We start from the raw sequence: 12954 nt of genomic DNA, 5'->3' as shown, positions 1-12954 counted from the left end.
CCGGCCACGTTTTGCGACACTTGAAGGTCGGACCATGCGCCTGAAGGCCCTTTTCGCCACCACCGCGGCCCTCGCCGCCCTTCCCCTGCTGGTTCCGGTTCTGGCCAACGCCCAGCCAACGCCCGGCCCGCAGGTCACGCCGCGCGCCGACCAGACGGCCTTCCGGGCGCTCTACAAGGAGCTGGTCGAGATCGACACCACCCTGTCGAAGGGCAGCTGCACCGCCGCCGCCGAGGCCATGGGCGCGCGCCTGAAGGCCGCCGGCTATCCGGAAGGCGACGTCAAGGTCGTGGTCGATCCGAAGTATCCGCGCGAAGGCAGCCTGGTCGCCGTGCTGCGGGGAAGCGACGCCAAGTCCAAGCCCATGCTGCTGCTGGCCCACATCGACGTGGTCGAGGCCAAGCGCGAGGACTGGACGCGCGACCCGTTCAAGCTGGTCGAGGAGAACGGCTACTTCTACGGACGTGGCACGTCGGACGACAAGGCCCAGGCGGCCATCTGGGCCGACACCCTGGTCCGCCTCAAGCAGAGCGGCTTCAAGCCCAAGCGCGACATCAAGATGGCGCTGACCTGCGGCGAGGAGAGCGAGGGCTACAACGGCATCGAGGACCTGGTGAAGAACCACCGTCCCCTCGTCGACGCCGAGTTCGCGCTCAATGAAGGCGCCGACGGCCTGCTGGACGAGACCGGCAAGGAGATCGTGCTTGAGGTCCAGGCCGGCGAGAAGGTCTATCAGGACTTCACCCTGACGGCGACGAACCCCGGCGGCCATTCCAGCCGCCCCGTGGCCGACAACGCCATCTACCACCTGACCGCCGCCGTCGGCCGCATCGGCGCCTACCAGTTCCCCACCCGCTTCATCGACGCCACGCGCGGCTACTTCACCCAGATGCAGGCCCGCGTGCCGGCCGAGCAGGCCGCGGCCATGAAGGCCCTGGTCGCCAATGTCGAAGATCCCGAGGCCCTGAAGGTGCTGACCAGGGACGCCGGCTGGAACTCGATCCTGCGCACCACCTGCGTGGCCACCATGGTCAACGCCGGCCACGCGCCCAACGCCCTGCCCCAGCGCGCGACCGCCAACATCAACTGTCGCATCCTGCCGGGCACGCCGGTCGAGGAGGTGAAGGCCAAGCTGACCGAACTGGTCGCCGATCCGGCCGTGACCGTCGCCCTGGCCCACGAGGCCAAGCCGGTCTCGCCGCCGCCCGCCCTGACGCCGGCGATCATGGGCCCGATCCAGAAGAACGCCGCCAAGCAGTGGCCCGGCGTGCCGATCGTGCCGATCCTGCTGACCGGCGCCACCGACGGCGTTCACACCAACGCCGCCGGCATCCCGACCTATGGCGTCAGCGGCCTGTTCGGCAACGCGGACGGGGACGGCGTGCACGGCCTCAACGAGCGCATGCGCGTCAAGTCGCTCTATGACGGGCGGGATTTCCTGTACGCCCTGGTCAAGGACTACGCGGGCGGGAGGTGATCGGCTTCATCACCCGTAAAACCCCCGCGAAAGCGGGGGCCCAGGCTTTTTCTGCGACCCGCGACGCTCGACGATAAAACACCTGGGTCCCCGCTTTCGCTGGGATTTTACGGGAGGGGGAATCGTCAGGCCCCCGCCATCTCCACCCATCCGAACAGGGCCTTGAGGATCAGGGCCCGCACCGCCGGCGCGTCCACCGACACGCAGATCTCGGCGTTGGGCTCGCCGTCGACGCGCTCGATGCGGCCCTGGCGCTCGCCGTCCAGCACCACGCGCAGGCGGGCCGGTTCGAAGGCGAAGGCTTCGGGCGCCACCAGGCTGGCGGCCGCGACGGCGTCATGCGGATGGCAGCCTTCCGCCCCCCAGGCCTTCTGGTGGAAGCTGATGTAGGGCGCCGCCGCGCGGCTCAGCCGCGCCGACAGTGGGCTGCCGCAGCAGCGCGCGCCGCTGTCGAGGTCGGCCGCGGTGATGGTCACCAGGCTGGTGACGTCCAGCGGCACCAGGCGCGGCTTGACCCCGGCCTCGAGGATCCGGGCCAGGGCCTCGGGATCGCTCCAGCTGTTGAAGTCGGCCCCGCCGGCGGCCTTGCCCTGTACGGAAAAGGCGCCGGCCATGATCGTGGGCGACCAGCCGCGGAAGGCGGCCGGATCGTCCAGCAGGCCCAGCGCCAGGTTGGTCAGCGGCCCCAGGAACAGGCCCTTCACCCGCCGCCGCGCCAGGAAGGCCAGCAGGCTGACCCCGTGGCCGCGATCCAGTTCCGGCAACTTCCAGCGTTGGGAGAAGCCCGCGCCGTTCAGGCCGTCGGGACCATGGGCCGGGCGCATCCGCTCGACCCGACGGCGGGCCAGGCCCGCGCCGGCGCCGATATAGACCTCGGCCGCGCAGCCGGCGAGGCGCAGCACGCCCCGGGCGTTGGCGGCGGCCTGGTCGACATAGGTGTTGCCGAACACGGCCGAGACCGAGCCCACCTCGACGGCCTCCCTGGCCCGCGCCAGCAGGGCCAGGGCCAGGGCGTCGTCCACGCCGCAGTCGGTGTCGATGTGCAGACGAAGCGCCATGGCCGCGATCATAACCGATCAGCGGGCGCGCCAGGAAGCCGTCGGCGACCGCCGTTCAATCCTTTCTGGGCAGGATGTCGAACTCGACCACGCGCTGGTCCTCCTCCAGGCGCCGGGCCAGTTCACCCAGCCGCAGCGTCCCCTTGCCCGAGAACGAGCCGGCCAGCTCGAACAGCGCCCCGCCGCCGATCAGGCGCTGGTTGATGCGGCCGCCCTCCAGCTCGAAGGTCGCCAGCAGGCCGCGCAACTGCGCTTCGTCGACCAGGGCCTCGCGGCGGAAGCGCACGGCGATCTCGGCGTAGTTCTTCTGCGGCATGTGGCGGTCCAGCCAGCGGGCGGCGCTGAGCACCACCACGCTGAGGACCGTCCCGGCGATCGCCAGGTCGTACAGCGCCATTCCGAACAGCATGCCCAGCGCGGCGGTGATCCACAGCGACGCGGCCGTGGTCAGGCCGTGGACCGACACCCCCTGCTGGAAGATCACGCCCCCGCACAGGAAACCGACGCCGGTCAACACCCCGTGGGCCATGCGGACGGGGTCGATGCGCACCGTCTCCAGCGGGGTGTCGCCAATCCATTTCAGCTGGTGCACGGCCGCCAGCATCAGCAGGGCAGAGGCCAGCGACACCAGCATGTGGGTGCGCAGCCCGGCCGGCCGCGAGCGGTATTCGCGCTCGAACCCCACCACCGCTCCGGCCATCAGGGCGCCCAGCACGGGCAGCACGTATTGCAGCGAGACGCCGTCCATGGCGGTGAAACGGCCAAGCGGGGCAAGAGGCTCCCACCGCCCAATTCGCCCCTTCCAGGATGACGACGCTGGGCGGGCCTACCCCAGCCCGTTGACCATCTTGCGAAGGCGGCGGGCGACGTCCTCGGGGCGGTCGGCGATCTGGAGGAACAGGGCCTGGACCTCGGCCTCTTCCAGGCCGGCGGCGCGCAGGGTGCGCCAGGCGCCCAGCAGAGCGGCCATGGCCACTTCATGGCGGTCGGGAACGACGGCGGCGGCGGCGGACATGGGGCTGGCCTCTTCAAGAACCGGGAACGCCACAATGTTCATTTTTTGTTCTCGATGGCAAGCCCCGGCGCCGAGGGTTCGGCGCCGGGGCTGCGAGGTCTTAGCGGCAGACGGTGCGTTCGTAGACCGAACCGCTGTAGCGATCGTAGTCGCGCGTGGTCCAGCAGTCGCTGCGGTGACGGCGCGGACCGTAGTCGTAGCCGTAGTAACGCGGCGGCGGGGCGCGATAGCCGTAGTCGTAGCCATAGGCCGGGCGGCCGTAATAGCGACGGTCGTAATAGCGGTCGCCGCGACGGTCGTTGTTCAGCGACGAGCCGATGGCCAGGCCCACGATGCCGCCGACGATGGCGGCGGCCGCGGCGTCGTTGCCGCGGTCGCGGTGGCGATGGCGGCGCCAGTCGTCGGCCGAGGCCTGGGTGCTGGCGGCGATCATGGTCAGGGCGGCGAGGCCGGCGGCGACGCCCCCGAAGGTCTTGAGCGGTTTGAAAGCCATGGCGGCCTCCCTGGAAAAGCTTGCCTCAAGCCTGCGCGTCCGCGCCTGAACCCCGTGTGAACAATCCTGTCAGGTGGAAAGCTGCGCCAAGGCGCCTTTTTTGTTCACCTTTCTAGGCGATGCTTTTCCTCGAACGTGGCCAGAAGGCCATCGACGCGACGAAGGCGGACGAAAGCGATGTCGAGCAACAACACGGCCTACACCCCCGGCGAAGCCCTGCAGGTTCTGTCGTTCGAGGTGGGCGCCCAGACCTACTGCGTGCCGGTCGGCACGGTGCGCGAGATCCGCGGCGTCACGCCCCCCACCCCGCTGCCCGACGCCCCGCCGCACGTGCGCGGCGTCATCAACCTGCGCGGCCAGGTGATGCCGGTCATCGATCTGTCGGCCCGCCTCGGCAAAGGTCCGGCCCAGGACGGTCCGCGCCAGGTGATCATCGTCGTCGAGAACGGCCGCGACGTGGCCGGCCTGCTGGTCGACGCCGTGTGCGACAGCTTCATCGTCGAAGCCAGCCAGATCAGCCCGCCGCCGTCGGTCGGCGACGAGGCCTCGGCCCTGGTGTCGGCCGTGGTCACCACCGAAGCGGCCATGGTCGTGCTGCTGACCGTCGACGCCATCCTGCCCGAGCGCCCGATCGCCATCGCGGCCTAAGGGCGACTTCAAACAAATGTTTCGATAGCCTCTTCCGCTCGCCCCTCCGCCGGGGCTAGGGTCTGCCGCACAACCATAAAGCGGGAGACGAGCGGATGAAGGCGGCGGTGCTGCGCGAGGTGGGCAAGCCCCTCGTCATCGAAAACGTGGCCATCGGCAAGCCGGGACCGCGCGAGGTGCTGATCCGCACCAAGGCCGCCGGCGTCTGCCACTCCGACCTGCACTTCGTCGAAGGCTCCTACCCCCATCCCCTGCCCGCCGTGCTGGGCCACGAGAGCGCCGGGATCGTCGAGGCGGTCGGCGACGAGGTGCGCACGGTCAAGGTCGGCGACCACGTCATCACCTGCCTGTCGGTCTATTGCGGCCACTGCGAGGTCTGCCTCACCGGCCACATGAGCCTGTGCACCAGTTCGGAGACCAAGCGTCCGAAGGGCGCCGAGCCGCGCCTGTTCAAGGAAGACCTGAACGCCGCCGGCGGTCGCGGCCCGATGGCCCAGTTCCTGAACCTGTCGTCCTTCGCCGAGCTGATGCTGGTGCACGAGCACGCGTGCGTGGCCATCCGCAAGGACATGCCGTTCGACCGCGCCGCCCTGATCGGCTGCTCGGTGACCACCGGCATCGGCGCGGTGATCCATACGTCGAAGGTCCAGCCGGGCGAGACCGTGGCCGTCATCGGCTGCGGCGGGGTGGGGCTGGCGACGATCAACGGCGCCGCCATCGCCGGCGCCGGCCGCATCATCGCCATCGACCGCCAGCCCTCGAAGCTGGCCCTGGCCAGGACGTTCGGGGCGACGGACGTGATCGACGCCAATGACGGCGACGTGGTCAAGCAGGTGCAGGAACTGACCAGCGGCGGCGTGCACCACAGCTTCGAGGCCATCGGCCTGAAAGTCACCGCCGAGCAGTCGTTCAAGATGCTGCGCCGGGGCGGCACGGCCAACATCATCGGCATGATCCCGGTCGGCACGATGATCGAGCTGCACGGCCCCGACTTCCTCGGCGAGAAGAAGATCCAGGGCAGCTACATGGGCTCCAACCGCTTCCCGGTGGACATGCCGCGCTTCGTCGACTTCTACATGAATGGCAAGCTCAAGCTCGACGAGCTCATCGCCCGTCGCATCAAGCTGGAAGACGTCAACGACGCCTTCGAGGAGCTGAAGCGCGGCGAACTGGCGCGCTCGGTGATCGTGTTCGACTAAAATTCCCTCTCTCTGAGAGAGAGGGAGGGGCCCATGGCGGAGCCATGGGAGGGTGAGAGGTTTCACCCTATCCGATCAAACCCGGCGATCGGGAGCACCAGTCAGTGGTGCAGGTTCGAGAGATTTCTCCGCCAGCGGTGAAACCTCTCACCCTCCCACCGCTGCGCGGCGGGTCCCTCCCTCTCTCAAAGAGAGAGGGTTTTTCTAGGCCGCCTTCCGCCGCCCCTTGAGCGTCACCAGCCAGATGCCGCCGCAGACCAGGGCCAGGGCGGCGGCGTTCTTCCAGGCCAGCACCGGCTCGTGAAGGAACAGCGCCGACAGCAGGACCCCGAACACCGGGATCAGGAAGTTGAACACCGCCAGCATGCCCACCGGGTTGTGCTTGAGCAGCAGGCTCCACAGGGCGAAGGCGGCCGCCGACAGGCCGGCCATGTAGGCCAGTAGCGTCAGCGAGCGGATGTCGAAGCCTTCCAGGCGTCCGCCGAACGCAAACCCGATCCCCAGCAGGGCCGCGCCGCCGATGGCCAGTTGCCAGCCGGTCATGACCATGGCGTCCATCTTCTGCGAGATGGTCTTGCCCCAAATGCCGGCGGCGGCCAGCACGAAGGCGGCGATGACCACGAAGCCCTCGCCCAGCAGGCTGAACTCGAAGTCCAGCCCCTTGCCGCCGAGGTTCACCGCCAGCACGCCGAGGAAGCCGAGCAGGCAGCCCAGCGCCTTGCGCGGGGTCAGGCGGTCGTTGGCATAGAGGAAGTGGGCCAGGATCACGCCGAAGAAGGCGCCGGTCGAGTTCATGATCGAAGACTTCACGCCGGTGGCGTGGGCCAGGCCGATGTAGAAGAAAACGTACTGCACCGTGGTCTGGACGATGCCCAGGGCCACGACCTTGGGAGCCTGGTCGCGTGGCGGGACCAGCGACTTGCCGGTCAGGGCCGCCAGCACCAACAGGATCGCGCCGGCCGCCAGGAACCGCCAGCCGGCGAACAGCATCTGGGCGGCCGTGTCGCTCTTGGCCACGTGCAGCATCGCGTAGCCGGCCTTCACCGCCGGAAAGGCGCTGCCCCACAGCAGGCAGCACAGCACCGCCATGCCGATGACGAAACGGCGGTCGCTATAGAGGTCGGCGCGGGGCGAGGTCACGCTAGGCGAGGTCACGGGGGCGGGCCTTGTCGAAAAAAGCATCGCCGCCCCACGGGAAGCGGAGCGGCGATCATGTCTGCGCCCCGCTTCTAGGCTTCTGGCCGCCGGGCTTCAACCGCGGGGCCGCCCTTGTGCGTGCTGTCACGAGATCGCCAGGCCCGCCATGCTACCGGCAGTGTTCCAGAGGGGGAGATTCGCCTTGTCCGACATCGATCGCCGCGGCCTGCTGCTGGGCGGGGCCGCCGCCGGCGCCCTGCCCGCCTTCCTCGCCTCGACCCTGGCCCGCGCCGCCGCGATCGACGCCGACGACCGCACGGGCACGATCCAGGACGTGCAGCACGTGGTGATCCTGATGCAGGAGAACCGCAGCTTCGACCACTATTTCGGGGCCATGGCCGGGGTGCGCGGCTTCGGCGACCGCTTCCCCGTCCCGGTGCGCGACGCAGCCGGCCGCAAGGACGGCACGGCGTTCCTCCAGGCCTACGGCCAGGAAGGCGGCCCCGAGGTGATCGCGCCCTTCGCGCTGAACACCGGGCCGCTGGGCGACCTGATCCGCGTCGAGGGCACGCCGCATGGCTGGACCGACGCCCAGGACGCCTGGGACGACGGGCGCATGGACCGCTGGCCGGTGGCCAAGCGGCCCCACTCCATGGGCTACTACACCAAGGCCGAAATCCCCTTCCAGTACGCCCTGGCCCAAGAATTCACCCTGTGCGACGCCTATCACTGCTCGACCCAGACCGGCACCAACACCAACCGCCTGTTCCTGTGGAGCGGAACCAACGACGGCGCGGGCCAGGCCGGCGGGCCGTCGATCTCGAACTCGCACGATGATTTTCCGGAAAAGGGCGGCGCGGCCGAGTCCTACCGCTGGACCACCTACCCCGAACGGCTGCTGGAGGCCGGCGTCAGCTGGCGCATCTACCAGGACATGGCCGACAACTTCACCGACAACCCCCTGGCGGGGTTCGCGGCCTATCGCGCCGCCCATGCCGGCGCCGCCGGCTCCGACCAGCGGCTCAAGGACCTGGCCCTGTCCACCTGGCATCTCGACGGACTGCGCCAGGACGTGATGTCCGGGCGCCTGCCCCAGGTCTCGTGGATCATCGCCCCGGCCGCCGACTCCGAACATCCGGGGCCGTCCAGCCCCGCCCAGGGCGCCTTCTATCTGGCCCGGGTGCTCGACGCCCTGACCTTGAACAGCAAGGTCTGGGCGAAAACGGCGCTGCTGGTGATGTTCGACGAGAACGACGGCTTCTTCGACCACGCGCCGCCGCCCGCCCCGCCGTCGCGCGACGCCGCCGGCCGGGAACTGGGCGGCTCGACCGTGGATACGACCGGCGAGTATCACCTCGTGCGCAATCCGACCGAGGCCAAGGCCGAGCGCGACGACCTTATGGGCCGCCCCTACGGACTGGGCCCGCGGGTGCCGATGTACGTCATCTCGCCCTGGAGCCGCGGCGGCTGGGTCAGCAGCGAGGTCTTCGACCACACCTCGGTGATCCGCTTCCTGGAAACCCGTTTCGGCGTGGCCGAGCCGAACATCTCGCCGTGGCGGCGGTCGGTGTGCGGCGACCTGACCTCGTGCTTCAACTTCGCGACGCCGAACGCCGACCCGCCCGCCTCGATGCAGGACATGCAGACGCTGGCCAGGGCGGCGCGGTTCGCCGCCCGCAAGAAGCAGACGACGACCCCGCCGACGCCGACGACGGTACGGGCGCCCTTCCAGGAAAGCGGCATGCGCAAGTCGCGCGCGCTGCCCTACCGGCTGGAGGTCGACGCCAGGATCAGCGACGGTGTGGCGAGCCTGGTGCTGAACAATCCCGGCGCCGCCGGGGCCGTGCTGCACGTCTACGACCGCCTGCGCCTGGACCAGCCGTCGCGCCGCTACACCCTGGGCGCGGGCGGACGGCTCGAGGACGTCTGGCCCGCCGGCGCCTACGACCTGTGGCTGCTGGGGCCCAACAGCTTCCACCGACACTATGCGGGGGAACCGTCCGACGGGCTGGAATGGCTGATCGTCCCCAACCCCAGCGGCAAGACAGTGGCGATGACCCTCCACAACACCAGTGCGGAGGCGCGCACGGTGATCATCGAACCGGCCGGCTTCCTGAAGCCCAAGCCCTGGACGGTGACGCTGGCGGCGGGTGAATCGCGGGGGCGCGAATGGCAAGCGGGCGTCGACTGGTACGACCTGTCGGCCCGCTGCGAAGAGCTACCGTCCTGGCGCCGCCGCGCCGCGGGCCGCGCTGAATCCGGCCGACACTCGCACAGCGATCCGCTGATGGGCGGCCTGGCCCAGCTGGAGCGCTAGCGCAGCCGGCTCGTGTTCGGCGACTTCAGCTCGGCCAGGGCCAGGCGCGGGGTGTCCTGGCTGGACGAGGTCGCGTTGGAAGCCTGGGCGTAGTTGGCGTCCTCGCGGCCGGCCTGAGCCAGCAGCGTGTCGACGCGGGCCTTCTTGGCCTTGAAGGCCGCCAGCTCGCCGCCCGACAGCACCGTGCCCTGCGGCACCTTGGCGCCGATCGGGTTGACGCGCTGGCCGTTCAGCCAGACCTCGTAGTGCAGGTGCGGGCCGGTCGACATGCCGGTCGAGCCGACATAGGCCACGACCTGCCCCTGCGAGACGCGCATGCCCGGACGGACGCCCTTGGCGTAGCGCGAGATGTGGGCGTAGCCCGTGTCCCAGTTGCCGGCGTGGCGAATGCGCAGCCAATTGCCGTAGCCGGCCCAGCGCTTGGCCTCCAGCACCACGCCGTCGCCGGCGGCGAGGATCGGCGTGCCGGTGCCGGCGCCGAAGTCGACGCCCTTGTGGCCGCGCGCATAGCCCAGGATCGGGTGGCGGCGCATGCCGAAGGTCGAGGTGATGCGGGCCCCGTCGACCGGTGTGCGCAGCAGGAAGCCTTTGATGTTCTTGCCGCTCTCGTCGAAGAACTGGGTCTTGCCGTCGCGCTCGAAGGCGTAGAAGCGTTGGCCCTTGACCTCGGCGTACTCCAGGTCGCCGGCCTCGATGGTGCGGCCGCTCTCGGTGACCTTGCGGTCGAACACCAGGCAGAACTGGTCGCCGTCCTTGATGTCGCGCGAGAAGTCGATCTTGTGCGAGAACAGCTTGGCGGCCTGGCTGATCACGGCCGGGCTGCCGCCGACAGCCGCCACGCTCTCGTAGAACGAGCCGTTCATGGCCCCGCACGAGACCTTGGTCTCGTCGCGGACCTGTTCCTCGATCTCGCGCAGCTTCAGCGCGCCGTCGAAGGTGCGCGACACGGTCACGGTCGAGGACGGGCTGGTGCGCATCGACAGGCCGACCAGGCGGGCCGGGCCGCGGTCGTTGTCGCGGCGGCGCGCGATGGCGGCCTCGAAGGCCATGCCGGCCTTGATGTTGACCGTGTCCATGGCGCTTTGCAGCGTGCTGACCACCTGGCTGGCCTCGTCGGCGCCGACGCCCGAACGCTGCACGGCGCCCTGCAGGGTCTCGCCGGGGCGAACCTTGACGGACACGGTTTCGGGACGATCGAAGCCGGGCTGGGCCTCGGCCTGGGCGAAGGCGACGTGTTGCAGGGCCACCATGGCGGCCGCGTCCAGCGGCGCGTGGGCGGCCACGACGGTCGACGGGGCGTCGCCCGCCGTCAGCTTCCAGCCCAGGGCCAGGGCGGCCAGGCCGGCGACGGCGGTGAAGAGCCGCGGCGCGAGACGCCACGTCGGGCGTCGCGGATCAAATTCCTGCATCGGTCCCCCGTTCGGTAGCGATGCCGTTTTCGTACAGAAACAGCACGGCCGGGAAGCCCCCCAGCAATCGTCGGGCCGGAACATGACGGCGCGAGGGCCGCCGATCAAGGACTATCCGGTGCTTTGGACGTTTTGTCACGGATATGGTTAACCCGTTGTCCTGGCTCGGAAAACGCGAGCGGACAAAGAAAAACGCCCGCTGCGAGCAGCGGGCGTCTTCTGTCGAATTTCGGGTTTCGCGCTGGCGAAAAATCAGGCGGCGCTGACCTGCTCGTTCGGGTCGCGCAGCACGTAGCCGCGGCCCCAGACGGTTTCGATGTGGTGCTTGCCCTGGGCCGAGGCCGCCAGCTTCTTGCGCAGCTTGCAGATGAAGACGTCGATGATCTTCAGTTCCGGCTCGTCCATGCCGCCGTACAGGTGGTTGAGGAACATCTCCTTGGTCAGGGTCGTGCCCTTGCGCAGGGAGAGCAGCTCCAGCATCTGGTATTCCTTGCCGGTCAGGTGAACACGGTTGCCGTTCACTTCCACCGTCTTGGCGTCCAGGTTCACAATGATGTCGCCGGTCTTGATGACCGACTGGGCGTGACCCTTCGAACGACGGACCACCGCATGGATGCGGGCGATCATCTCGTCCTTGTGGAAGGGCTTGGTCATGTAGTCGTCGGCGCCGCCGGCGAAGGTCTTAACCTTCGTGTCGATTTCGGCCGTGCCCGACAGGATCATGATCGGCGTGTTGACCTTGGCCACCCGCAGGGTGCGCAGCACGTCGATGCCGCTCATGTCGGGAAGGTTCAGGTCGAGCAGGATCAGGTCGTAGTCATAGATCTTGCCCAGGTCGACGCCTTCTTCGCCCAGGTCGGTCGTATAGACGTTGAAGCCTTCCGACTTCAGCATCAGCTCGATCGTCTGCGCGGTGGCGCTGTCATCCTCGATCAACAGTACCCGCATGAAACCCTCCCCGCCCTGAGGCGGCGCTTATTCGACAGCTAGGCGGACAACCGCCGGTGAAACCCGTCCACCAGTCTGGCGGACAGTTAATTTAAGACTGGTTAATGGTGAACGCGTCGTCTGGCGAAATGGTTAATATGATTTGCGAATCGGGTGCAAGCGCCCAGAAAACCGTTGCGCACATTGGCCGCAGGCGGTTTTCAAGCTGCGCCTTGGCATGGTGAAAAGCCAGCAAACCCAAGGGTTAACAGGGGATCGGACGCCGTTACCGCGTTAAGAAGCCTCAAGGCTCCGTTCGTCTTTAGGGCGAGATTGCGGCGTTCTGTCGCGAGAATTTCCCACCCATTTTTTCGCCTTCCGCGTGCGGGCCGCGTGCGGTCGAAAGCTTGAGCGGCGGATATCCGCGTCACCCGGTCGCGGCCGATTCCCCGTCGGCCAGCCAGCCGGCCGCCCGCAGGCGCGCCACCGAGGCCCGCGAGATGGGCGCGGCCTCGCCATCGACAAGCCGCAGGCGCAGGTTCCGGCCGTCGCGCTCGACCCCGACGACGGCCCGCCGCGCCACCCACCACGAGCGGTGCACCTGCAGGCCGTCCAGGCCCGACAGCCCCGCCAGCACCCGCGCCAACGGCCCGGCCTCCAGGCGCGAGCCGCTCTCTGTGCGGACCCGGACATAGTGATCCTCCATCTTGAGATAGAGGACGCTGGAGGGCGCCAGGGCCGGCTCGGCCGGCGCCCCGGGGATCACCGGCACCACCCGCGCCGCCTGCAGCCGCGCGCGCAGCCAGGTGAAGCCCGCGGCGATCGGCGCCGAGATCGCCAGGCATTGCCCGTACCAGTCCAGCGGCGACAGGCGCTTGAGGAACGGCCACAGGGTCGAGGCCAGCGGCGCCACGATCGCCGTCTGCAGGCCGCAGCCAACCAGGATGGCCGCCCCGACCATGGCCCAGGCCGGAACCTTCAGCCGCTCGGCGGCGGCGATCGCCAGGCGGATCAGCAGGCCGAAGATCACGACCCCGGCCCAGAAGCAGCCCGTCCAGTAGAACGCGCGCACGAGGACGGGACCGTTGAAGTAGCTGCCGAACGGTCCGACCACGCCCAGGAACACCCCCACCGCCGTGGCGACGGAAAGGTCGATCGCCCATTCGCGGGCGGTTCCCAGGACGGGCGTTCTGGCGGTCATGGCCGATCTATAGCGCCGTTCGCCGCTTGGCGAACCCATTCGCCCGTTCACGCATGAGGCGTGGCGGCGCAAG

The 12954-nt window shown here is 69.0% G+C and carries 11 protein-coding genes and 1 pseudogene; 4 read left to right on the top strand and 8 right to left on the bottom strand.

Annotation, left to right across the window (positions count from 1 at the left end; all coding sequences use genetic code 11):
* The first annotated feature begins 34 nt into the window (after positions 1-34).
* The gene (locus tag V6S85_RS06490) at positions 35-1477 is read left to right on the top strand and encodes a M20/M25/M40 family metallo-hydrolase (RefSeq protein ID WP_442885646.1); all 1443 of its coding nucleotides are present in this window, start codon (positions 35-37) and stop codon (positions 1475-1477) included.
* Between the two features lie 125 nt (positions 1478-1602).
* Here V6S85_RS06490 and V6S85_RS06485 read toward each other — a convergent pair whose 3' ends face one another.
* From V6S85_RS06485 to V6S85_RS06470, 4 genes and pseudogenes are all read right to left on the bottom strand, one after another.
* Positions 1603-2535: a nucleoside hydrolase gene (locus V6S85_RS06485; RefSeq protein WP_334348432.1), complete on the bottom strand. Its 933-nt coding sequence runs from the start codon at positions 2533-2535 to the stop codon at positions 1603-1605.
* Between the two features lie 55 nt (positions 2536-2590).
* A complete protein-coding gene (locus V6S85_RS06480) occupies positions 2591-3283 on the bottom strand; it encodes an MgtC/SapB family protein (protein ID WP_334348431.1) in 693 nt (230 codons plus the stop codon).
* 78 nt (positions 3284-3361) lie between these two features.
* Positions 3362-3508, bottom strand: a pseudogene (locus V6S85_RS06475) (hypothetical protein); the annotation flags it as partial.
* 142 nt (positions 3509-3650) lie between these two features.
* On the bottom strand, positions 3651-4043 hold the full coding sequence (locus V6S85_RS06470; RefSeq protein WP_116490469.1) for a hypothetical protein: 393 nt from the start codon (positions 4041-4043) through the stop codon (positions 3651-3653).
* Positions 4044-4220: 177 nt separating this feature from the next.
* Between V6S85_RS06470 and V6S85_RS06465 the strand changes: the two genes are divergently transcribed.
* On the top strand, positions 4221-4691 hold the full coding sequence (locus V6S85_RS06465) for a chemotaxis protein CheW (RefSeq protein ID WP_116490468.1): 471 nt from the start codon (positions 4221-4223) through the stop codon (positions 4689-4691).
* Between the two features lie 95 nt (positions 4692-4786).
* A complete protein-coding gene (locus tag V6S85_RS06460) occupies positions 4787-5890 on the top strand; it encodes a Zn-dependent alcohol dehydrogenase (RefSeq protein ID WP_116568152.1) in 1104 nt (367 codons plus the stop codon).
* A gap of 204 nt (positions 5891-6094) precedes the next feature.
* On the opposite strand, the gene V6S85_RS06455 is transcribed toward V6S85_RS06460, so the two are convergent.
* Positions 6095-6979 (bottom strand): DMT family transporter, encoded by an 885-nt coding sequence (locus V6S85_RS06455; protein WP_334348557.1) that lies wholly within the window; start codon positions 6977-6979, stop codon positions 6095-6097.
* Between the two features lie 250 nt (positions 6980-7229).
* Here V6S85_RS06455 and V6S85_RS06450 point away from each other — a divergent pair, with 250 nt between their 5' ends.
* Positions 7230-9344, top strand: a complete 2115-nt coding sequence (locus tag V6S85_RS06450) for a phosphocholine-specific phospholipase C (protein WP_334348430.1) — start codon at positions 7230-7232, stop codon at positions 9342-9344.
* On the opposite strand, the gene V6S85_RS06445 is transcribed toward V6S85_RS06450, so the two are convergent.
* The 3 genes from V6S85_RS06445 to V6S85_RS06435 form a co-directional block, all read right to left on the bottom strand.
* Positions 9341-10753: a M23 family metallopeptidase gene (locus V6S85_RS06445; RefSeq protein WP_334348429.1), complete on the bottom strand. Its 1413-nt coding sequence runs from the start codon at positions 10751-10753 to the stop codon at positions 9341-9343. The genes V6S85_RS06450 and V6S85_RS06445 overlap by 4 nt on opposite strands.
* 252 nt (positions 10754-11005) lie before the next feature.
* Positions 11006-11701 carry a response regulator transcription factor CtrA gene (gene ctrA / locus V6S85_RS06440; protein ID WP_058347205.1) on the bottom strand — a complete coding sequence of 232 codons (696 nt, stop codon included), beginning with the start codon at positions 11699-11701 and terminating at the stop codon, positions 11006-11008.
* 406 nt (positions 11702-12107) lie between these two features.
* A complete protein-coding gene (locus V6S85_RS06435; RefSeq protein WP_116568158.1) occupies positions 12108-12881 on the bottom strand; it encodes a LytTR family DNA-binding domain-containing protein in 774 nt (257 codons plus the stop codon).
* Positions 12882-12954 lie beyond the last annotated feature (73 nt).

Origin of the sequence: Caulobacter sp. CCNWLW153 (assembly GCF_036889365.1) — a bacterium.
Taxonomy (GTDB): Bacteria; Pseudomonadota; Alphaproteobacteria; order Caulobacterales; family Caulobacteraceae; genus Caulobacter; species Caulobacter radicis.
The sequence above is the reverse complement of the archived record's forward strand: the minus strand, read 5'-3'. Positions and strand labels throughout refer to the sequence as shown.